Origin of the sequence: Tenacibaculum sp. Cn5-46 (assembly GCF_022347705.1) — a bacterium.
Lineage (GTDB): Bacteria > Bacteroidota > Bacteroidia > Flavobacteriales > Flavobacteriaceae > Polaribacter > Polaribacter aiptasiae.
The window spans coordinates 471,823-493,109 of the sequence record NZ_JAKRGD010000003.1 but is presented as its reverse complement, the minus strand read 5'-3'; the positions used below and the strand labels follow the sequence as shown (position 1 = coordinate 493,109).

Below are 21,287 nucleotides of genomic sequence, written 5' to 3'. Positions count from 1 at the left end.
TCAGTTAAATGAATAATTATATACTTAATGTTGTAATCGTTACAATGTTATGTTAAAGTATAATACAAATAAAAAAAGCTAAATAATGAAGAAGAAATTCAGTATCCTTTTGTTTTTAATAATTTCTAATTGGGCTATTGGTCAGGATACCATATTATGGAAAGTAACTGATACTATAAATAGTAAAACCTCATATATTGTTGGAACTCTCCATCAACTTGGTAATTCTTTTGTAGATTCTATTCCTGAAATTAAGGAGTCTCTTTATAGTTCTGAATTAGCAATTTTTGAAAGAATTAACAATGAAGAAAAAAAAGAAGTTTTTACAAAAAGAGAAGCTATTAACCTTAAAAGAAAGTTAGGTAAGAAATCATATACTAAATTGGTTGAATTGTCTAAAAATTGGGAGTTAGATATTCACAAGTTTAAAGCAATTGAACTAGAACTTAGATTAAGTCAAGAGATTTATAAAACTATATGTAAATCGGTAAATGAGAATGATAAATGGCAACATTTCGATTTTTATTTACAATCGTTAGCTGATGATAGGGGAATTCCTGTTTTAGGTTTTGAAACTTTTAAAGAACAATTGATGTTTATTGATAAAGAATTTGAGCAGCCTACTTGGAAATCAAGAAAGAAATCTATTCAGACTTTAATTGAAAGATTAGCAACTAACTCTTATGATGAACAACGATGTCTTTTACTTGAGAATTATAAGAAAAATAAGTTGGGATATGATTTGGATGTTGAATGTCCTCCTAGCTTTTTAATCTCTAAAAGAAATGAAAATTGGTTAAAGATATTACCAGATTTAATTCGAGTTAAAAACTGTTTTGTTTCGGTTGGTTTTTTGCATTTGAAGAATAAATGTGGATTATTACAAAAGCTAAAAAACGAAGGTTTTTTAGTAACTCCTGTAAAAATTAAATCTGTAACTTCAAAAGCTTAATATAGATTTTAAACAGCATGGGAATATTTAATTTTTTAAAATCTAAAAAGAAAGAAGAACCAATAGATATTAATTCTTATTTGCTTCTTAAATTGAAAGAAAGAATTGAAGAGAGGGGACATACTGTAGTGTTTTCAACTGAATATGCAGGCTTAATAGTCAATTCAGAAATAGAGATTGCTACGGCTATTATACCAGGTGATTTCCATTCTTCAATTTTGCCTTTGTTAACTGTTACTATTCATAAGAATTATTTTCCTGAGGGTATTTAATCTAGTTTAATGGGAGCTGGTACTACTGTAGAAGAAAAAGTAGAGTCTGCTATAGATAATTATATTAGTACAACTTATTCAACAATTATTGATAGTTTTAATGATATGCACTCTGAGGAGTTTGATTTTAGATCAATTCTTAATCATCGAGAAGTTTTATGGCACCCAAATATGAGTAATGATTTTTTTCAAGGAAATTGGAATGAAACTGATGATCAAACAAGTTTATATTCTATTATAGAAACTGAGATTAAGAATAATCTTTTGGATAATAAGTTTAATTGGTTGAAATTGTATATATCAAGACAACCTAATGGAGAAGTCTCTGGAGAATGTCTTTTAAATAATGTTGTTTGGGAGAAAGGTTATTATTTGCTTGAAGAATATGCTAAGACTTGGAAAGATGATGGTGAGTTCTTAGGTCAAAAGCAATTTATAATGTTTAGAAGATGTGATTTATATGATAAAAATATTTAAATGGAAAGAATTAAAAAATTAGCAGAAGACACAAGACAACAGTTAAAACTTAAATATGATTCTAAATCAATAAAATTTTTAGAAGGTTTTATTGAAAGAGTAAAAATGAATTTCGGGAAAGAAGAAAGAGAAGGGCTAATCACATCATGCGGAGCTTTCCTTGGAGAAACTATAATTAAAAATTATGAAGGAGAATGGGGAAAGGATTCTAATGGGGTAACATGTGTAAAGTTTGATAATAAAAATATAGCTTATCCTTTTGCTAAAGTTGAAAAGCAATTTGAAAACGGATTACAAGATTCTGTTTATTCTTTTTTTTTTCTGTAATTCCATCAGTTTTTGAAATTAAAAAAAAGAAATGGTGGCAATTTAGCTGGTAATAAATCTTTATTTAAAAAGACATTTTTAATTCTTTATCTAGCCAAGCTTCATACCAATCTAGGAATTGAATTCGTTTGTTGTTATTAGAGTAAGTTTCAGGGGAAATTCCTTGATCGTTACATCTATCATCAACCCATAAATTTCCATGTTCTGCTCCGTTAACGACTAAATTTATAGAAACACCACAACCAAAATTTGAGATTCGTAAAAGTCCGTTTATCCATTTATTTTCAAAATATTCTTCTTCGTTTTCTGTTGTTATTTCGATGAAATTCCATGGGGTAGTGTGTAGAAAAGGTTGGGTAAGGTCGATTAAGTCATCTTTTCTTTTATAATCTAAGTCAGAAAATCTTCCATTTTCTAGAGGTTCAAGCCCGTAGTAAGGCCCTGCACCACCATTTCCAATATTTTTTAAGAAAACTCTATATTCTTTTGGAAGTGTTATTGAATATTCTTTTTCATAAGCAATTAACTCTTGTTCTGTTTTTCTTTTATTGAGTTTGTATTTATGATTTTCAGAACCAAAAACTTTGTAGTTCTTATCTAACTTTTTTAGTAAGCTAAGTTTTTCTTTTATTCTTTCAATTTTTTCAATCATTTAGAAGTGTACTTAGTGAAAGTATTATTTAAAAATGTATATAGAATATTCTTTGTTATTTAATTAAACTGTTCTGGGTTTACAGAACCTTTAAACGGTTTTGAATATATTATTTTATTATTAGTTTTGATTTTGAGTCTGATATCTGTTTTGAAAGAGCCTTGATAATGCGCTTTTTTTATAACAAGTATATCATTTTTTCCTAAATAATAGTCTCCATAACTATTACCACAAAAAGAATAAAGCCACTTTTCTATTGGTTTCCAATTTCCTTGTTTGTTTTTTGCTTCTTGTATTAAAATTATAACACCATCTTGATGCTCAATTTTAATTGTGTCTTTAGACTTATTTCTTATGAAGATAGGATATGCTTTAACATATTTTCTAGGTCTATTTTTCCATATATCCAATATTGAATCACTTTTGTGTTTATCGATTTCAGAATCATTTTTATTAAGAAAAACAGGAGAAGGGGGAAAAGAAAATTGCTCTATATCAATACTCAAATTTTGTGTTATGTCTGGTATGATTTCAATTTCTGTATGTTTGTTATTATCGTTTTTAAGGCTTCTAAATTCATAGCTAGGGTTTATGTTTTTTTTAGTAATCCAGATTGAATCTTCTTTTGTGCCAATAAATATTAATCGGTTATAAGGAAGAGAGGTGTTTTTAGTATCAAAATACTTTTTAGCAATAGGTAATGAATCAATAATGATTGGGGGGGGCATTTTTTTGATATTTGTTTCTTTTTCTTATTACATGATAGTAAAATAGCTGAAAGTACTATTAATAAAGATGTCTTTATTAAATACTTATTATAAGGATATAATTTCATAGTTATCGAAAGATACCGGAAATATGGTAAAGTATCAAATAAAGTTATTTGTCAACTAGGTTTAGATTAAGTAACTGTGACGTTATAAAAGTTTTACACTTAAGATGTTTTATCGTATCCAATGATCTATAACCTTTTTAAGAACCCATTTTTTATCTTTTAACTGATAAAGTCTAATTAGACCACCACCGCAAAGGGGACCACAAATTTGTTCAAAATGGATAATAGCCAAGTTATAAGTTTCGTTAAATATAGGTTTAGAAATAGAGGAGAAGCCTCTTTTACAATTGTTTTTCTCTAGCCAATCTAAATAAGCAAATTCATTAATTTCAAATGATTTATTAAATTCAATATAATCATTGTTTGTAATGATGTTTTTTTGAGGTGCTATTTCTTTGGTTATTTTGAAGCTGTTCAATAAGTCAATTTGAAAATTAAGAAAAGTTGTGTCTTTAATTTTTAGATGTTCTTCTAGATATGTTTTGTATTCATTATCAATTAAATCCAAGTTCCATGTAGATTGTTCCATTAATGAATTTACTGAAAGAAAACTTTTATCTTTTAATGAACTTTCTTTTTGTAGTAATTGAGTTATAAACTCTAATGACATTTTTTTATCAAGACTTTTGTTTTTTACATTAGTAGAGCATGACAAAAAAAGAGCTGAAAAAAGAAGTAATATGTATGTAGTATATTTTTTCAAATTATAATAAGAACGTTAAGAATAAGGTTTTGTTTTATTTAAATGTTAGTTTGTTTTTTAGATTCAAACTCTTAAACCTTAACTGTTTTAAAATTGATAATTAACGCCTGTTGTTTCTACACTATATTCCCATAGTTTTTGCGCTAAAGCTTCATCAAATACTATTTCTTTTAGTTTTGTTGGCTTTGGATTTCCTCTAATAAACCATCTAGGACCAAAATAAGTTTGTCCTTTGGTGTTTTCATCTGTTGCACCCATTAAGGCAGGTAAAGCACCCATTTTAACCGACTGCGCCATGGTTTTATAAAAGAGTCCTTTTGCTCTTCCTTTTTGTCCTTTGGTTGCTGAAAGTCCTGGATGTGCACCTACTGAAATTGCTGAATAATTATGTGCTTTGAATAATTTATCGAGACTTACCATAAAAAGTAAATTGGCTAATTTACTTGCTCCATAACATTTGGTTCTTTTGTATGCTCGCTTTTCGTAGTTGATGTCATCAAAATCGAGATTTGCAAAAAGATATGCTCCACTAGACATGGTTACAACTCGTGCATTTGGCGTTTTCTTAATTTGTGGTAATAACAATCCAACCAAGGCAAAATGTCCTAAGTGATTTGTAGCCATATGCATTTCAACACCATCTTTAGTAAGTTGATGTTTTTCTAGACTTACGACTCCTGCATTATTAATCAGGATGTCTAAACGATTGTATTTTTTAGTAAACTCTTTGGCGAACTCCTTTACCGAATTAATATCGGTTAAATCCAAACGAATTACATCTGCATCAATTTTTTTGTTCAGTGTTTTTTCTATTTGGTTTATTGCTATAAATCCTTTGTCAATAGTTCTACAAGCTATTATAATTGTTGCGTTTTTTCGTGCTAACTCTAAGCTTATTTGATACCCTAACCCTGTATTAGCTCCAGTTATAATCGCTACTTTATTACTAAGGTTTGGTATGTTGTTTTCGTCCCACTTTGCCATAATTTCTTTTTTACCTTTTGTAAACTCAATGCAAAATTGTGACTAATAAGTTTTTCAAATCTGAAATTAATTTCAGAAATCAAAGTTTGTGCTTTAGTTTGCTAAGCCATTGTGGTGTAATTCCGAGGAAATTTGCAATGTATTTTGAGGGTACTTGTTGTACAACTTGTGGCAAGTTTTGATGAAGGTGTTTTAGCATTTCTTCACTAGTCAAACTAATTAACATGGCTCTTAATTCGTTTTTATCTAATAAACTCATGATTCCATAGTTTTGAAAAACTTCTGCTAATTCTGAGCTAGCTCTAAATTCCGTAATTGTTTCTTTTGTAAGCTCTATTAATTCGGTGTTGGTAAAAGTAGCAAGTCGATATTTGGAAGGAGTGTTATAAGTAAATGATTGAGCTACTGTCGCTATAGGATGATAGTTGGGAATGAAAAAATTAATAGCTCTTTCTTCTCCTGTTGTTGGATGTACATGATACAATACAGCACCTCCTTTTTTTACTAAAAATAACTTTTGTGCTATTTCATTAAATTCTATTAATGTTTTATGGCTTTGTAATTTAATTGGTGTTCCAATTTTTTCAAGCTCTAGAAATAGTGTATTGATTGTATTATTGTCCATGCTTTTGAAAGATAGTGGAATTAAAATAAAAAATCAATATAATCTTACTTTCCTAAATTTTTAACTTGTATAATTTGTGCAGCAATACTTACAGCAATTTCTTCTGGCGTTTCACTTTTTATTGAAATACCAATAGGAGCATGGACAGTGTTTAGCTCTTTTTGTGTAAATCCTTCTTGTAATAACACATCCCACATTGTTTTTAGTTTGGCTTTACTCCCTAAAACTCCCATAAACTTATAGTTGTTTTTTAAAAGTTTACTCAATACTAATTTGTCATCTGTGTATTTATTCGTCATAATAGCTACGTAGCTAGTATTACCTTTAATAATGTAATCACTAACATTGTTGTAGTCTATTACTTGTTTTTGATGTGCAAATTTGTTGTTTTCTAAAGTGTTGAGGTTTTCTCTGTTGTCAAATATAACAACATGGAAGCCAAGTTTTATAAATAGTTCTGAAACGGCTACTCCTACATGACCTCCTCCTATAATATATAAGGTTTCTTTAAAACCTATATGTTCTTTAAAATACCAATCGTTATTAGTGTTGATTAGGTAATCGAATTGATTTTCAATGGTTTCTTTTGTAAATGTGAAAGAGTTAGGGGTTAATTGTAAACTTCCTTTTTCTCTTTTTTGTAAACAATTAAGTAGTTCTTGAATTGTAGTTATGTGCTCACTATGTAAACAGTGAAATGCTACTGTTTGCTCTCCTGAACAAATCATTCCAGATCCATCTTTGATGTTTCCTTTATGTATTTGTTTTTTTATAAAAGTAGGGGAGTGTTCTTTTTGAAGTAACTCCTGAGCTTCTTCTACCAAAGAGAATTCCATAACACCTCCACCTACTGAACCATAAATGAATTTGTTTTGGGTAACTAGCATTTTAAACCCTTTTCTACCTGGTGAACTCCCAAAATTTTCTATGACTGTTAAGACATATAGTTTTTGATTGTTTTGTAGTTGTTCTAATACGTGTTTCCAGAATTCCACTTTGTATATTGATAGTTTAATTAAAAATGGTTTCGCTTAAAGCATAGTATATTGCCATTAATGCCGAAAATATAGCACTAACCATAAATCGCCAATCTAAACGAATTTTGTTTTGAATCAAATAATTAGCGATAAATGATATTGGTATGTTTGCTAAAAACGACCAACATGCTATGATTAGCAATTGACTATTTATCAAATCATAATTTCCTGTAAATAACTTAATAAAAGCTAAATGCCTGAAAATCCACAATGGATTAAAATAAGCTATTGCTAAACCTGTTTTTGCTAATGTTTTTTTTATACCTGAATATGCCGCTGTTTTTTTATCTATCCAAGCAAAATAATTAGGGATTTCAAATGCATAAATAGTGGCTCCCACTAAAACTATTCCGAGTAATCTATACATAGAAAACTCGTTTAATAATAAAGCGGCAATGGTATCTCCTGCACTATAAATAATAGCGCCTCTTATGATATTATGTTTTGTATATTGTAATTTGATAGCGACTAGTTTGAAATGATGTCTCCTTTTACTGGAGAATAGTTAGACTTTTCGTTTCCGTTAACGTTTACTTTGTCAAAGAAACATTTTACTCCATCGGCTCCATTGATATCCTCGATATTTTGTACATGAAAATGTAATTGTGGATAATAGGAAGCTCCTGAATTTCCTATTTGTGCTATGGTTTGTCCTTTAGTAACCTTATCACCGACTTTTACTTTGATCGATTGGTTTTTTAGGTGTCCAAAAAATAGAAATTCATTATTTTTTGTTTTTAAGATAACCGTATTTCCTGAATAATAATAACGATTGATATGCCCTGGAATGTTATCTTTTATTCCATTGATAACCGATACTATTTCTCCTTCTACTGGAGCAATAACTTCTTTGCCAAATGAAAAGTGGTTTTCGTTTTGACGTCTATTACCTGTGTATCGTTTACTGTCTTTATTTAATAAAACAAAGTCGAAAGCATTTTTTTGGTAGTTTATGGTCTGGTGATTATTTTGCTTTTTAGTATCACCTCCTTGCATAACCCACCATTTTCCTTCTTTAAAAGGCAGTGTTATTTTTGAAATGTTTTTTTCTAAAACTGGATTGTCTCTGTATAAAAAAGCATCTAGTTTATTTAAAATTTGTTCACTTGGATAAATTTTAAATCGTTGATTTCCTCTTTCAAACTTTACATTAAAGCGTACTGCTGCTTGTGAAACTTCAATAAAGTTAAAATACTTAACCTTACCATATTTGGTTTGGAACTCTGATAAGATTGAGTTCCATTTTTCTTTTGAAACTTTTTTTTGAAAAGGAGCTGTAAATCGGTTATAAATTTTACCGTATAGTTCTTTGTTGTAGTTTTCTTCAAAGTAAAACATAAATTGACCTGCGATGGCTTTTTTACTTTGTGAATAGGTGTGTAAACTAAAAACTAAAAGGATTAGTAGTAAGGTTAATTTGTTTTTCATGACAATTGATTTTGGAGTGTTCTTATTTAATAGCTTTTTTGGACTACAAATCTGTTTTTAATAGCGAGTATATTTCGCTATCTAAAAACTTTCCATTGTAGTAATAGTTTTCTCTAAAATAGGCTTCCTTTTTAAAGTTAAACTTTAAAAGTGCTCTTTTTGAGTTTTCATTTTCTGGATTTACATTGGCTTCTAGGCTATGTAGGTTCAAGGTGTTGAAAGCAAAATTAATTAGCGTAACCATGCTTTCTTTCATATAGCCTTTTCCCCAATAATCTGGGCTTAAGACATAACCTATTTCACCTCTAAAGTTTTGCCTGTCCAATTTCCAAATCCCAAAATCACCAATAAGAGTATTGGTGTTTTTATCGATAATTGTCCAAGTAATTCCTTTCTTTTCTGAGAATGCCTGTTGAATACCTTCAATTCTTTTCTCAGTATCTTCTACTGTTTTAGGAATTTCAGAATCCATGTATTTGGAAACTTTTGGATGCGATCGAATATAAAGCAAGCTAGCAGCATCTTCTTTTTGATATTCTTTAAAAAGAAGACGCTCGCTTTCTAGCTCTGGAAACTTTTCGAAAATTGTTTCGTTTATAATATGTTCCGTATTATTTTTCATACAATCCCATTAACACTTTTTCTGGTGTGAATGGTGAGTGAAATTTTAATTTGTAATTTGGATTGAACTCCTTAACGGCTTGTTGTATGGCAAAATAAACTCCAATTCCGTACATTAAAGGTGGTTCACCTACAGCTTTTGATTTTTGAATTGCCATATCATTACCTGCTGTTTCTACTGGAATGGTTTCTACTGTTTTTGCTGCCGAAAAGATGTCTGGTACTTTGTATGTTGATAAAGCATTTGATAACAAACGTCCGTCTTTGTTATAAGCGATTTCTTCCATTGTCATCCAACCAATTCCTTGTGCAAGTGCTCCTTCTATCTGACCTAAATCAATTCCGATGTTCATTGACTTTCCAAAGTCGTGTACAATTTTTACAGAATCAATTTCATAAGTACCTCTAATACAGTCTACCGTTGTCGTTGTAATTGCCGTACCGTATACGTGATATGCAAATGGATGTCCTTTTTCTTTGGTCTTATCAAAGTGAATCACTGGCGTTGCATAATGGGCATTTTCTGATAATGCTACACGTTGTAACATTGCTTCTGCAACTAATGCTTCCCAAGTAAGTGTTGACTTTTCTCCGTTTACTAAAACCGTATCTTCTCTAAAAGAAATGTTTTTTTCTTCGGTTGAAAGCATTTTTGAAGCTACCGATGTTAATCTTTCTATTAGTGAATTACAAGCCATTTCTACTGCTTTACCATTCAAGTCGGCTGTTGAACTTGCTGCAGTAGGAGAGGTGTTTGCAACACGTGTAGTATTGGTTGTTTCTAACTTTAATTTCGATGCAGAAATACCAAAAACTGATTGGGCTACTTGTAACATTTTTGTGTTTACACTTTGTCCCATTTCTACAGCTCCTGTTGATACTCCCACACTTCCATCTTGGTAGATGTGTACCAATGCTCGTGCGTGATTCATTGGTGTGTTGGTAAATGAAATTCCGAAGGTTATCGGCATTAACGAAATTCCTTTTTTATACAGCTTATTTTCGTTGTTGAAGTTAGTTACTTCTTCTTCTAACTTTTCTAACTCAAATTTGTCTTTAGCTGTAAACCAAGTATTTTTAGCTTCTACTTGCTTGGCTATTTGCCCATACGAAAACTCATCGTTTTCATCTATTAAGTTTGCTTCTTGTATGCGTCTTCTATTAACTCCTATTTGATCAGCTGCATCTGCAATTGCACTTTCTATTACAAATATCCCTTGCGGTCCTCCAAAACCACGGAAAGCCGTGTTTGGTGGTAAGTTTGTTTTACAACTATATACGGTTGTGCTAACGTTTGGAATAAAATAACTGTTGGTTGCGTGAAATAATGTTCTTTCAGCAATGGCAGGTGATAAATCGGCAGCTGCTCCTGAATTTTGTAAGAACTCTACTTCAAACGCTTTTATTTTTAAATCTTTTGTTAATCCAATTTTATAAAAAGAAGAGTAGGGGTGTCGCTTACCTGTCATACGTAAATCGTCATGACGATTTAACATATACTTTACCGGACGGTTTAAGTGTTGTACCGCCACTGCAGCCATAACAGCCCAAGGTGTTGCTTGATCCTCTTTTCCTCCAAATCCACCTCCTAAACGGATAACATCTACTTCTATTTTATGCATTGGAATTCCCAATACTTTGGCAGCTGTTTTTTGTACAGCAGTTGGACCTTGTGTAGATGATACTAATTTAATGTTTCCATTTTCTTGTGGAATCGCATAACATCCTTGTGTTTCTAGGTATAAGTGTTCTTGCCCGTTTGAAAAAGTTTCTCCTTCAAATACATAATCACAATTGGCAAATGTATTTTCTGAATCTCCTAATTTAAAAGAACGTGGAGCATTGATAAAACTCTTTTTCTCTTTAGCTTCTTTTGCTGTGGTAATTACAGGTAGTTCTTCAATATCTATAGTAATTAAGGCTCTCGCTTTTTTAGCTATGGCTTCACTTTTTGCTACGATAAATGCTATAGGTTGTCCCCAGAAGTGTACTTCATCTTCTGCCCAAAGAGGCTCATCTGGAATAATTCCTCCAATTTGATTTTCTCCTAGTACATCTTTGTAGGTAAATATTTTTACAACACCATCTAGTGCTTCTGCTTTTGAATAGTCTACCGATTTTATTTTTCCATGTGCTTTTGGCGAATCGAAACACAATCCGAATAAAGCATCTTGTCGTAACATTAAATCGTCAACAAATAACGATTCTCCTCGAACGTGTGTAAAACTGTCAATATTTTTCATCGTCTTCATTAGGCAATCAGTTTTTTTAGTTCAACTTCATTAGGAAATAACTCTATAAAATGAGCAAAGAATAATTGTTTTGCTAACAAGCGTTTGTATTCTGAAGCTCCTCTAACATCACTAATAGGTGAAATCTCAGACTGTAAAACTGTTTCCGCTTCTTTTACTGTTTCTGAATTGATTGTTTTTCCAATTAGAAATGCATTGGTTTTTTCCAAGTATTTTGGAGTTGCTGCTGCACCTCCCACTGAAAAGTGTGCGCTTGTAATAATATTGTTATCTACAGTAACTCTTCCTGCTGCGTTTACACTTGCAATATCTAAATGTGTACGTTTACTTACTTTTTCAAAATTGAAATAATCATTTGATTGTGGAACTTTAAAAGAGATACTCTTTAAAATTTCCCCTTCTTGTAAATCGTATTTTTTATAATCTTGATGAAAGTCTTGGAAAGGGATTTGTCTTTCTGAAGCATCGTCCTCTTTCTGAATTGTTAAAGTTGAATTTAGCGCCAAAAAGAAAATAGACATATCTCCAATAGGAGAAGCGTTTACAAAGTTTCCTCCAATAGTTCCCATGTTTCTAATTTGTTCTGAAGAAACTAATTTTAAAAACTGTTTAAGTTTTGGGAACAAGGTTTGAAGTTTTTTGTTTTCTGCTATTTCAGTAACCGTAGTATTCGCTCCAAGGGTGCAAATTCCTTCTGTAAATGAAATTCCTTTTAAAGCATTTTGATCTGTTAATAAATGTACATCTTCTTCTGCCATTTTATCTGCATGACGTACATAAACATCGGTTCCGTTGGCTACTTTTACACCAGTTTTTTCAAAAACTTTTGGTTGTAATTGTGCTAACTTTTCTGGAATGGTTTTAAAATAATTCGGAATAAATCCTTCGTTGATTAACCATTCTATTTGGTGATTTTTATCTTTTTGTTCAAGCTTTTCTTCTATTTCTAAACCAGCTTTTTCTATTGATTTATATCCTGTACATCTACAAATGTTACCACTAATAGCATCATTACAAGTATTTGATTTACTATCGTCTAAAGCATACCCAGTCATAGAAACAACAAAACCTGGTGTACAAAAACCACATTGTGTTGCATAATTATCGGTCATTGCTTTTTGAACGGTGTTTAATTCCTTTGGTAAGTTGGTTCCTTCTACGGTAACTATATGTTTTCCATTTGCATTTCCTAATGGTGAAATACAAGAGGTAATACTTTGATAAGCAACATTGTTATTATTTAATTCTCCAACTAAAACAGTACAGGCTCCACAGTCTCCTTCTCGACATCCTATTTTTGTACCTTTTAACTGTTGTTGTTCTCGAATAAAATCGAGTAAAGTAACACCCGATTTTTCGGATGTTTTGATAATCTGATTGTTAAGTATAAATTGTATCATAATGCAGAGGGCAAGATACGAATTTGTGTCGAAGTGTATAAGAGTTTGTTTTTTATACTAGTTTTTTCTCCATTTTATAATCGTTTACAGAGTGCCCGTTTGGAAAAGAGTTTGTTATTGAATCGATTATTTTAAATCCATTTTTTTGATAAATTTCTACAGTGTTTTGGTTTTGTTGATTAACAATCAATTCAATGTTTTCGATATGGTTTTCTTTAGCATACTGGTGAACATAATTTAAAGCACTCTTTCCTATTTTTAAACCACGAAATGCTTTTAAGATATACAGTTTGCTTAAAATTAGTTTTTTATCAAGTTTTTGAATGCCCAAATATCCTACATTATCGTTTTTGTATTGTAAGAGGTAATACTGATAGTTTTCTTTTTTTACTTGGTTTTCAATTGCTTTTTCTTATTGAAATCTTTCTAAAAAATAACGAGTGTGTTCAGCAGGAATTATTGGGTCATAAACTTCATGTAAAATGATGTTTGCTAATTTTTCAATTACTTTAAATTCGGTATTTGTTAATGCTTCTTTTATCGTTATCATATTTAAACTTTAGAAAAAAAATGGCTGTATGCACTATTTTAAAGTTTACATACAGCCATAAATTTATACTATTATATCTCAGGTTTATATACTTTTAACGAAATCTAAAAATACTTTTTTGTGTAATTCTAAATCCATGTCAGGCGAAAGTGCTACACGAGCAATATAATCTTTGTCTCCTTCTTTAGTAGTTCCTTGTGTTGAAGTTGCCGGAATAGTCCAATAGCATCCTTTTAACTGTCCGTAACTTACACAGTATTTACTTTCGTTTGGAATTTCTGTAATCATTAAGTTGATTAACTTATGATTTAATGCTCTTTTATAAGTTTCCTTTTCTTCTGCTGTATCTCCTTTTGTAGGAAGATCTAGTGAAAAAACTGACGGTGTAAATCCTTGTTCTGCTAATTCTTCCGATACAAAGTTGATTTTAGCTCCTGGTAATGTTTCTTCAATAAAGCTAACAAACTCACGAGTATTTTTATAAGCTCCTGCAATTCTTTGTACCATGGAAGGCATTTGTTCTGCTAGTATTTCATATTGAAGATGTGTAGCTTCATTGTCGCAAAGATTTAAATGTGCTTCTACTTTATCTAGTAAAGCATCAGTCATTTTATTTCCTACACAGTAACCCGCTGTACATTTTCCTCCACTAGGGAATTTTGATCCACTAGCAAAAGAGATAGTTCTTACCGTTGAAAGTATTTCTCCTTCTCCTAAAAAGTGTACGTTTGGACAAAATGTTTGATCTAATATAAATACTGGATCAATAGCTGTTTCTCCTGATGGTGTTGTGCGCTTTTTACTAAGTGTTTCTTGTAGTTTTACAAGATTTGGAACTTCTACTCTTGGGTTTGTAGGAATCTCTGCAATGATATATGGTACGGCATCTTCACTAGCAATTTTATTTAAAACTACTTCTATACTTTGTACCATATCGTTACCGCTATCTACTGGTAAATCCATGATTTCTACATTATCTAAACAAGCAGCAACACGTCTTGCTTGGTCGTTAGTTCCTCCATAACAATTTGGTGGTACTACAAACTTGATTGCTTTCCCTTTGTGGTTTTCTTGTGCATAATCTACAAGTCCCATTAAAATAGCATATTGTATAGACAATCCACTAGAACCTACCAATGCTTTGGTGTTAGAACCTGTAATAGTTGCTATTGAATTTAAAACTGATTGTTTGTTGTTAGCCGTATTGTTGTCGGTATGTGTGTAGGTAGTATTTTCTACTAACATTTTTAATGTCTCCAAGCAATTTGCTGGCGTCATAGCTACAGTTTCTCTTCTTCGTACATGCTGTATTTCTGAAATGTACGATTCGTTTTGAGCTCCGTTAACTAATAAGATACTTCCTAAATGTGGATAAAGACTAATGTAAAAATCAATATTTGAATTTAGCTCAAGTGCCTCAACTTTTTCTTGCTCTGAAATGAAAACAGTACTACCGTCAAATTCTGTAACTTCATTTGAATTTTCAACTTGTTTTAAGTCGAATTGGTATCCATATACATTTCGAATGATTTCTGCATCAAACGAACTAGGTAGATTTCCTGTGTAAAGGATTTGAGTTTGCTTATTTTCTAATAAGTTTTTTCTTAAAACAGCTAAAATAGGAACAACCTGTGATGAAAAACTGATTACATTTTCTGAGTTCAGATTGTTAATACTCGCTACACCCCATTCTAATACACATGATAATGGATGTCCTAGTCTTATATAATCGTAAGCTGTAGGTAATTCATTTAGAGTTGCTGTGTCTGAATTATTGTTTTCACATAAAGCTTCAAACTGCTCTATGAATTGAGTTTTTGCTAACTCCTCGTTGTATATATCTAGTCGATGTGTGGTTATGCTCAACCATCCTGTTGGCATATTTTTTATCACATCTTTTATGTAGTTTAACCTTTTGTTTTCTTGCATAATTAGTGCCTTTTAATGGGGTGGCAATATACGCCAAATAGATTTTTTTATAAAGCGTTATGAGATGTTTAACAACTCTATAACTTATATGGTTTTATAAAAAATGACCCCCTAATAAATACTAGTTTCCAACCATTTTAAATCTTTAGCAATTCCTTCTAAACCTGGATAAATCATTCGTTGGTTTATTCCATACTTGAATAGTGTTCTTTTAATATCTCTTTTTACTTCTTTTGGAATGATTACTTTTTTCATTTTTTCATGTGTAAACACTTCCTCTGGGTTATTATGTATGGTAAATAAACCTGATTGATTTTGTATTCTTGAAGAGATATAAGGAGGCCTGTATTTTTTGACTTTGTTAAGACTTTCTATTTTAAAAGTGTCTGGATTTTGAATTGTACTACATCCCGATAGTAAAAACAAGGCTCCATCTGTATCTGGATTGTCTTCAACAGCAAAATATGTTGCTACCAATGGATTGTATGACCAATCTAAAAGACGAGTTGGGAGTCCAAAATGCTGGGCTACAGCTAACCATTCTAACTCTGAACTTGGTCTGTGTTCCAAGTAGGGGAGTGAAGACTCTTTAAATAATTTTAATAATCGTTTTTCTAGTTGTTGTGTTGTTCTTCCGTAGAATGAATCACATCTTCCTAAAGATGTTTTTAATTCGTATTCGGAATTTGAGTGGCCTCTGAAAACAAAATTTTGATTCTCTTTTTCGCGTTCAAATTCTTTTAAAAGCTCCTCAAATTTTGCAATTTTTACTTCAGTCATTTTTGTTACGGGGGATTGTGATTAATTTACTTTTTTGGTTTTTATATAAAAATTAATATCAACTTCTATATCGTTTGATTTGATTGTTTTTGTTTGCCAATTTTCTGTTGGCTTTAACACTAGTGTATTATTGTTTACTTTAACACTCAACGGCATATTAAAGTCTTTAACTACGTTAGTCCAACGATACGATAGTTTGTTGTTTTTAATTTTGTATTCGAAAACAGGTATTTTAACAGTACGCAAATATTGATCGAAAATCTTCGTTAAATCTAAACCAGATTTTTCAATCATATAGTTTTCTATTTCTTTAGTAGTTACTGTTTTGTGATAGAATGTTTTATTTAATCCACGAAGAATCTTTCTCCATTTTTTATCATTATTAATCAATTGTCTAATAGTGTGTAACATATTAGCTCCTTTATAATACATATCTCCTGAACCTTCATTGTTAACATCGTATTGCCCAATAATAGGAATGTCATTTTGAATAGCTCTTCGCGTTCCTATCACATAGGCTGCTGCAGCTTCCTTTCCGTAGTAATAATCTAAAAACAAGTTTTCAGAATAGGCTGTAAAGCTTTCATGAATCCACATGTCAGCTATATCTTTATAGGTAATATTGTTTGCAAACCATTCGTGTCCTGATTCGTGAATAATGATGAAATCGAATTTTAATCCCCATCCCGTACCAGATAAATCACGACCTAAATATCCGTTTAAATATTGGTTTCCGTAAGTAACAGAACTTTGGTGTTCCATTCCTAAATAAGGAACTTCAACTAGTTTAAATCCGTCTTCGTAAAAAGGATATTTTCCAAACCAATGCTCAAAAGCTTTCATCATTTTTGGAGCATCTTTAAACTGTTTTTTTGCCTTTTCTAAATTGTAGTGTAAAACATAATAATTCATGTCTAGTTCACCATCTTCACCATTATATTTTTCTGAAAAATGAATATAATCACCAATATTAATGTTTACTCCATAGTTATTAATTGGATTGTTTACAAACCAATGATAAGTAGTTGTATTGTCTTTATGATGTTCAGTTTTACGTAAACGTCCGTTAGAAATATTCATTAATCCTTTTGGTACTCTTACATTGATAGCCATACTATCTACTTCATCATACATATGGTCTTTGTTTGGCCACCATATACTTGCTCCTAATCCTTGACAAGATGTTGCTACAAAATGTTTTCCGTTTTTATCTTTTTTCCATGAAAAACCACCATCCCAAGGAGCGCGTTTTGCTTCTCTTGGTTTTCCTTTATAGTATATATCTACTGAGTTAATACTTCCGTTTTTTTGCTTTTCTTTTAACTGAATAAAATGAGCATTACCTTCAGAGATTATTTCCAACTCTTTTCCGTTTTGTGTAGCCTTTGTTATTTTTAAGGGCGCTTGCAAGTCTATTTGTAAAACATTGTGAGGCTTTAATACTTTGTATTGTACTGTGTTTTTTCCTTGAATGAATTTTTTATCAGGATCTACTTGTACATTTAAATCGTAGTAAGTTAAATCCCACCAAGCACGTTCCTTAGTAATACTTCCTCTTAAAGAATCTTGACGTGTAAAGTTTTTTGAGTGGTCAAAAAGAGAAGTTTGCGAAAAAGACAAATAAGAACTTAATAAAGTTAAGGTAAGAAGGAGGTGTTTTTTGAACATGATCACTAATTAAAGCGCTAATATAAGTGTTTAAAGTTTTTTTTATTGAAGGTATCTTTTAGATATTTGCTTAAAATTATATCAATGTCTAAAGTTATATTTATAACAGGAGCTTCTTCTGGAATAGGAAAATCAATTGCCACTTATTTACATACAAAAGGATATACTGTTTATGGTACTAGTAGGAATCCTGATAAGTTAACACTACCATTTAAAATGGTTGCTTTAGACGTTACTGATGAAGTTTCAATACAAAGCGCAATAGCTAAAGTAGTTGATGAAGAAGGTAAGATTGATGTATTGATTAATAATGCGGGGAAAGGAATTACGGGACCTATTGAAGATACACCAACTAGTGAAATGCGTTCTAATTTTGAAACTAACTTTTTTGGTGCTATTGAAGTGATGAAGGCTGTTTTGCCAACTATGAGGAAGCAGAAAAGTGGATTAATTATCAATACTACTTCTATTGCTGGTTATATGGGATTACCATTTAGAGGAATTTACTCAGCAAGTAAAGGTGCTTTAGAACTGGTTACAGAAGCCTTGAGTATGGAGGTAAAACAATTTGGTATTCGAGTAGTGAATGCTGCACCTGGTGATTTTGCTACCAATATAGCAGCAGGAAGATATCATACACCAGTATTTGAAGAGTCTGCTTACAAGAAAAAATATGCCGAAAACTTAGCGTTAATGGATGAACATGTAGATTCTGGGGCTGATCCATTAATTATGGCAAAGGCGATTCATCAAATTATAGAGAATAAAAATCCAAGAATACATTATAAAATTGGAGGCTTTATGGAGAAGTTTTCTATTGTGTTGAAACGAATTCTACCTGATAAAGTATATGAAAAATTGTTAATGAACCATTATAAGTTGTAAATTCGCAACGTTTTAGAAAACATAGTTTTTTAGATAAGTGTTGAACACAACTTTTTAAATTTATATAAATGAAATTTTTTATTGATACAGCTAATTTAGATCAAATTAGAGAGGCGCAAGCTTTAGGAATTTTAGATGGAGTAACTACAAACCCATCTTTAATGGCTAAAGAAGGAATTACTGGAGAGGAAAACATAATCAATCACTACAAGGCTATTTGTGATATTGTAGATGGTGATGTTTCTGCTGAGGTTATTTCTACTGATTTTGAAGGAATGGTAAAGGAAGGTGAAGCGTTAGCTGCTTTAAATCCACAGATTGTGGTAAAGTTACCAATGATTAAAGATGGTGTAAAAGCTTGTAAATATTTTTCTGATAAAGGAATTAAAACGAATGTAACATTAGTGTTTTCTGCAGGTCAAGCGTTATTAGCTGCTAAAGCAGGAGCTACTTATGTTTCTCCATTTATTGGTCGTTTAGATGATATTTCTACAGATGGATTAAACTTAATCGAAGAAATTCGCATGATTTATGATAACTACATGTTTGATACTGAGATTTTAGCTGCATCTGTACGTCATACAATGCATATTATCGATTGTGCTAAAGTTGGATCTGATGTAATGACAGGACCTTTAAGTGCAATTGAAGGATTGTTAAAGCACCCTTTAACTGATATCGGTTTAGCTAAGTTTTTAGCAGATTATAAAAAAGGAAATTAATCAACATTGTTGATTTTATTATAAAATGTCATTTTAAAGTTTTTGCTTTAGAATGACATTTTTAAACTAAAAGAATGTTCCCAAAAAAAGAACTCGCACAATTAGTAGTTACAGCTTGTAATCAATTTGAAATTGATACAGTTGTTATATCGCCAGGATCAAGAAATGCTCCGTTAACTATTGGGTTTTCAAATCACCCTAACATAGAAACATTAAGTGTTGTTGATGAGCGGTGTGCTGCTTTTTTTGCTATGGGAATCGCCCAGCAAAAACAAAAGCCTGTTGTAATTGTTTGTTCATCAGGTTCGGCATTGCTAAATTATTATCCAGCCATTGCTGAAGCATTTTATAGTAACATTCCTTTAGTTGTAATTTCTGCTGATAGACCTAAACATTTAATTGATATAGGAGATGGTCAAACCATTCGTCAAGAAAATGTTTTTGACAATCATATTTTATATTCTGCAAACTTGATTGACGAAGAGCATCAGCTAGAAAATAATACAACGTTATTAATTAATGCTTTAGAAACTGCTGTTTCTAAAAAAGGCCCTGTACACATTAATGTGCCATTTGATGAGCCTTTATATGAAACGGTTGAAATATTAAAGTCCTTTGAATTTCCTGATAACACTTTAAACACAGTTACAGAGCTAAAAAGTGATTATCAACAATTAATAACGACTTGGAAAACTACTGCTAAAAAAATGATTTTAGTAGGTAGTAATTTTCCAGATGCAGATTTACAGAATGTTTTAGATGAGTTGATTGAAGATGAAACTGTTGTAGTTTTAACAGAAACGACTTCAAACTTATACAATCCGAAGTTTATCAATTCTATAGATAAACTTATTTTTCCTTTAGATGCTACTGCGTTTTTAGATTTGCAGCCTGAAGTCCTAGTAACTTTAGGTGGAATGGTTATTTCTAAAAAAATCAAGCAACTTTTAAGGAAGCATCAACCTGCAGAGCATTGGCATATTGATGAATTGAGAGCAATGAATACTTATCATTGTTTATCAGAACACATAAAAGAAAAACCAGTTTCTTTTTTAAGAAAATTATTAGCAGCTGAAAAAAACTTATCTCAAAATGAAGAGGTATCTTATCAAAATAAATGGTTGACTAAAAATCAAGATCGTTCAATAAAGCATAAAGAGTATTTAGCGAATACTGAATATTCAGACTTAAAAGTTTTTGAAGCTGTTTTAAAAGCGGTACCAGATAACTCTCAACTTCAAATAAGTAATAGTTCTACTATTAGATATTCGCAGTTGTTTAATTTAAATCCGACTTTACAAGTATTTTGTAATAGAGGGACGAGTGGTATTGATGGAAGTACAAGTACTGCTATTGGAGCTGCTTATGCTCATAAGAGTCAAACAACTTTTATAACAGGAGATTTGAGTTTCTTTTATGATAGTAATGCTTTATGGAATACTTGTATACCAAATGATTTTAGAATTATTATTTTAAACAATGCTGGTGGAGGAATATTTCGATTTATACCAGGGCCATTGACCACCAATGCAACTGAATATTTTGAAACTCCTCACAATTTGACAGCTGAGCATTTAGCAAAGATGTTTAATTTTGAATATGTTTCAATAAAGGATTTGGAGGAGTTACATAATAACTTGCCTGCTTTTTATGCAGTATCAAATCAACCAAAAATAATGGAGGTTTTTACTCCTAAAGAAATTAATGATGTAGTTTTAAAGAACTATTTTAAAAACTTATAAAATGGAATTACAAGAAGGTGATAAAGTAGACTTAGTAATTGGTCAGCAAACTGCATTAGGATATACTGTTTTAATCGATGAAGAATATGAAGGCTTGTTATATAATAACGAAGTTTTTAAAGATTTAGAAGAAGGAATGAAAACAGTAGGTTATATTAAAAAAATTAGAGAAGACGAAAAGATAGATGTTTCTCTAAGACCTCAAGGTTTTAGAAATGTAATTGATTCGGATGCAGAAGTAGTTCTTCAGAAATTACAAGAGAAAGGTTATTTAATGTTAACTGATAAAAGCTCACCAGAATCGATAAAATTCCGATTACAAATGAGTAAGAAAGCGTTTAAAAGAGCGGTAGGGAATTTATATAAAAGTAAAAAGATAGTTTTAAAAGAAGACAGAATAGAGTTGGTGAAGAAATAAACCAATTAACATATAAAAAGAAAGCACG

24 protein-coding genes are annotated in these 21,287 nt (G+C 31.0%); 8 read left to right on the top strand and 16 right to left on the bottom strand.

The window, feature by feature from the left end:
* Window positions 1–85: 85 nt before the first annotated feature.
* Genes MHN29_RS08925 through MHN29_RS08910 form a run of 4 tightly spaced genes read left to right on the top strand, consistent with a single transcriptional unit; the run spans window position 86 to window position 2,028 of the window.
* Window positions 86–952: a TraB/GumN family protein gene (locus tag MHN29_RS08925; RefSeq protein WP_235274143.1), complete on the top strand. Its 867-nt coding sequence runs from the start codon at window positions 86–88 to the stop codon at window positions 950–952.
* 17 nt (window positions 953–969) lie between these two features.
* Window positions 970–1,224 (top strand): hypothetical protein, encoded by a 255-nt coding sequence (locus tag MHN29_RS08920; protein WP_235274142.1) that lies wholly within the window; start codon window positions 970–972, stop codon window positions 1,222–1,224.
* A gap of 9 nt (window positions 1,225–1,233) precedes the next feature.
* A complete protein-coding gene (locus MHN29_RS08915; RefSeq protein ID WP_235274141.1) occupies window positions 1,234–1,701 on the top strand; it encodes a DUF6348 family protein in 468 nt (155 codons plus the stop codon).
* The gene (locus tag MHN29_RS08910) at window positions 1,702–2,028 is read left to right on the top strand and encodes a hypothetical protein (RefSeq protein ID WP_235274140.1); all 327 of its coding nucleotides are present in this window, start codon (window positions 1,702–1,704) and stop codon (window positions 2,026–2,028) included.
* Window positions 2,029–2,092: 64 nt separating this feature from the next.
* Here MHN29_RS08910 and MHN29_RS08905 read toward each other — a convergent pair whose 3' ends face one another.
* From MHN29_RS08905 to MHN29_RS08830, 16 genes are all read right to left on the bottom strand, one after another.
* Window positions 2,093–2,680, bottom strand: coding sequence for an SMI1/KNR4 family protein (locus MHN29_RS08905; protein ID WP_235274139.1), 588 nt, complete (start codon window positions 2,678–2,680; stop codon window positions 2,093–2,095).
* 59 nt (window positions 2,681–2,739) lie between these two features.
* The gene (locus tag MHN29_RS08900; RefSeq protein ID WP_235274138.1) at window positions 2,740–3,408 is read right to left on the bottom strand and encodes a hypothetical protein; all 669 of its coding nucleotides are present in this window, start codon (window positions 3,406–3,408) and stop codon (window positions 2,740–2,742) included.
* Window positions 3,409–3,624: 216 nt separating this feature from the next.
* On the bottom strand, window positions 3,625–4,125 hold the full coding sequence (locus MHN29_RS08895) for a hypothetical protein (RefSeq protein WP_235274137.1): 501 nt from the start codon (window positions 4,123–4,125) through the stop codon (window positions 3,625–3,627).
* A gap of 180 nt (window positions 4,126–4,305) precedes the next feature.
* On the bottom strand, window positions 4,306–5,202 hold the full coding sequence (locus MHN29_RS08890) for an oxidoreductase (RefSeq protein ID WP_235274136.1): 897 nt from the start codon (window positions 5,200–5,202) through the stop codon (window positions 4,306–4,308).
* 79 nt (window positions 5,203–5,281) lie between these two features.
* A complete protein-coding gene (locus tag MHN29_RS08885) occupies window positions 5,282–5,827 on the bottom strand; it encodes a Crp/Fnr family transcriptional regulator (protein WP_235274135.1) in 546 nt (181 codons plus the stop codon).
* Window positions 5,828–5,871: 44 nt separating this feature from the next.
* On the bottom strand, window positions 5,872–6,822 hold the full coding sequence (locus tag MHN29_RS08880; RefSeq protein ID WP_235274134.1) for an XdhC family protein: 951 nt from the start codon (window positions 6,820–6,822) through the stop codon (window positions 5,872–5,874).
* Window positions 6,823–6,838: 16 nt separating this feature from the next.
* Window positions 6,839–7,231: a hypothetical protein gene (locus MHN29_RS08875; protein ID WP_235274133.1), complete on the bottom strand. Its 393-nt coding sequence runs from the start codon at window positions 7,229–7,231 to the stop codon at window positions 6,839–6,841.
* Window positions 7,232–7,332: 101 nt separating this feature from the next.
* Window positions 7,333–8,292 carry a M23 family metallopeptidase gene (locus MHN29_RS08870; protein ID WP_235274132.1) on the bottom strand — a complete coding sequence of 320 codons (960 nt, stop codon included), beginning with the start codon at window positions 8,290–8,292 and terminating at the stop codon, window positions 7,333–7,335.
* 43 nt (window positions 8,293–8,335) lie between these two features.
* Window positions 8,336–8,914: a GNAT family N-acetyltransferase gene (locus tag MHN29_RS08865; RefSeq protein WP_235274131.1), complete on the bottom strand. Its 579-nt coding sequence runs from the start codon at window positions 8,912–8,914 to the stop codon at window positions 8,336–8,338.
* A complete protein-coding gene (locus MHN29_RS08860; RefSeq protein WP_235274130.1) occupies window positions 8,904–11,165 on the bottom strand; it encodes a xanthine dehydrogenase molybdopterin binding subunit in 2,262 nt (753 codons plus the stop codon). Before MHN29_RS08860 ends, MHN29_RS08865 begins: the two co-directional genes overlap by 11 nt.
* Window positions 11,165–12,565: an FAD binding domain-containing protein gene (locus tag MHN29_RS08855; RefSeq protein WP_235274129.1), complete on the bottom strand. Its 1,401-nt coding sequence runs from the start codon at window positions 12,563–12,565 to the stop codon at window positions 11,165–11,167. Before MHN29_RS08855 ends, MHN29_RS08860 begins: the two co-directional genes overlap by 1 nt.
* Window positions 12,566–12,617: 52 nt before the next feature.
* Entirely contained in the window at window positions 12,618–12,968 is a 351-nt protein-coding gene (locus MHN29_RS08850; protein WP_235274185.1) for a GNAT family N-acetyltransferase, read from the bottom strand.
* A gap of 9 nt (window positions 12,969–12,977) precedes the next feature.
* Window positions 12,978–13,115: a hypothetical protein gene (locus tag MHN29_RS08845; RefSeq protein WP_235274128.1), complete on the bottom strand. Its 138-nt coding sequence runs from the start codon at window positions 13,113–13,115 to the stop codon at window positions 12,978–12,980.
* Between the two features lie 84 nt (window positions 13,116–13,199).
* On the bottom strand, window positions 13,200–15,044 hold the full coding sequence (locus MHN29_RS08840; protein WP_235274127.1) for a PLP-dependent transferase: 1,845 nt from the start codon (window positions 15,042–15,044) through the stop codon (window positions 13,200–13,202).
* A 111-nt stretch (window positions 15,045–15,155) separates the two neighbouring features.
* Complete coding sequence (locus MHN29_RS08835; RefSeq protein ID WP_235274126.1) at window positions 15,156–15,824, bottom strand: FRG domain-containing protein; 669 nt, start codon at window positions 15,822–15,824, stop codon at window positions 15,156–15,158.
* A 21-nt stretch (window positions 15,825–15,845) separates the two neighbouring features.
* Window positions 15,846–17,492 carry a M1 family metallopeptidase gene (locus MHN29_RS08830; protein ID WP_235274125.1) on the bottom strand — a complete coding sequence of 549 codons (1,647 nt, stop codon included), beginning with the start codon at window positions 17,490–17,492 and terminating at the stop codon, window positions 15,846–15,848.
* 84 nt (window positions 17,493–17,576) lie between these two features.
* Here MHN29_RS08830 and MHN29_RS08825 point away from each other — a divergent pair, with 84 nt between their 5' ends.
* The 4 genes from MHN29_RS08825 to MHN29_RS08810 all read left to right on the top strand — a co-directional run bounded on the left by MHN29_RS08825 (window position 17,577) and on the right by MHN29_RS08810 (window position 21,259).
* Window positions 17,577–18,377: an SDR family oxidoreductase gene (locus MHN29_RS08825; RefSeq protein ID WP_235274124.1), complete on the top strand. Its 801-nt coding sequence runs from the start codon at window positions 17,577–17,579 to the stop codon at window positions 18,375–18,377.
* Window positions 18,378–18,445: 68 nt separating this feature from the next.
* Window positions 18,446–19,099, top strand: coding sequence for a fructose-6-phosphate aldolase (fsa, locus tag MHN29_RS08820; protein ID WP_150901232.1), 654 nt, complete (start codon window positions 18,446–18,448; stop codon window positions 19,097–19,099).
* A gap of 74 nt (window positions 19,100–19,173) precedes the next feature.
* Window positions 19,174–20,841, top strand: a complete 1,668-nt coding sequence (gene menD, locus MHN29_RS08815) for a 2-succinyl-5-enolpyruvyl-6-hydroxy-3-cyclohexene-1-carboxylic-acid synthase (RefSeq protein WP_235274123.1) — start codon at window positions 19,174–19,176, stop codon at window positions 20,839–20,841.
* A 1-nt stretch (window position 20,842) separates the two neighbouring features.
* Window positions 20,843–21,259: a DNA-binding protein gene (locus tag MHN29_RS08810; protein WP_150901230.1), complete on the top strand. Its 417-nt coding sequence runs from the start codon at window positions 20,843–20,845 to the stop codon at window positions 21,257–21,259.
* The last annotated feature ends 28 nt before the right edge of the window (window positions 21,260–21,287 follow it).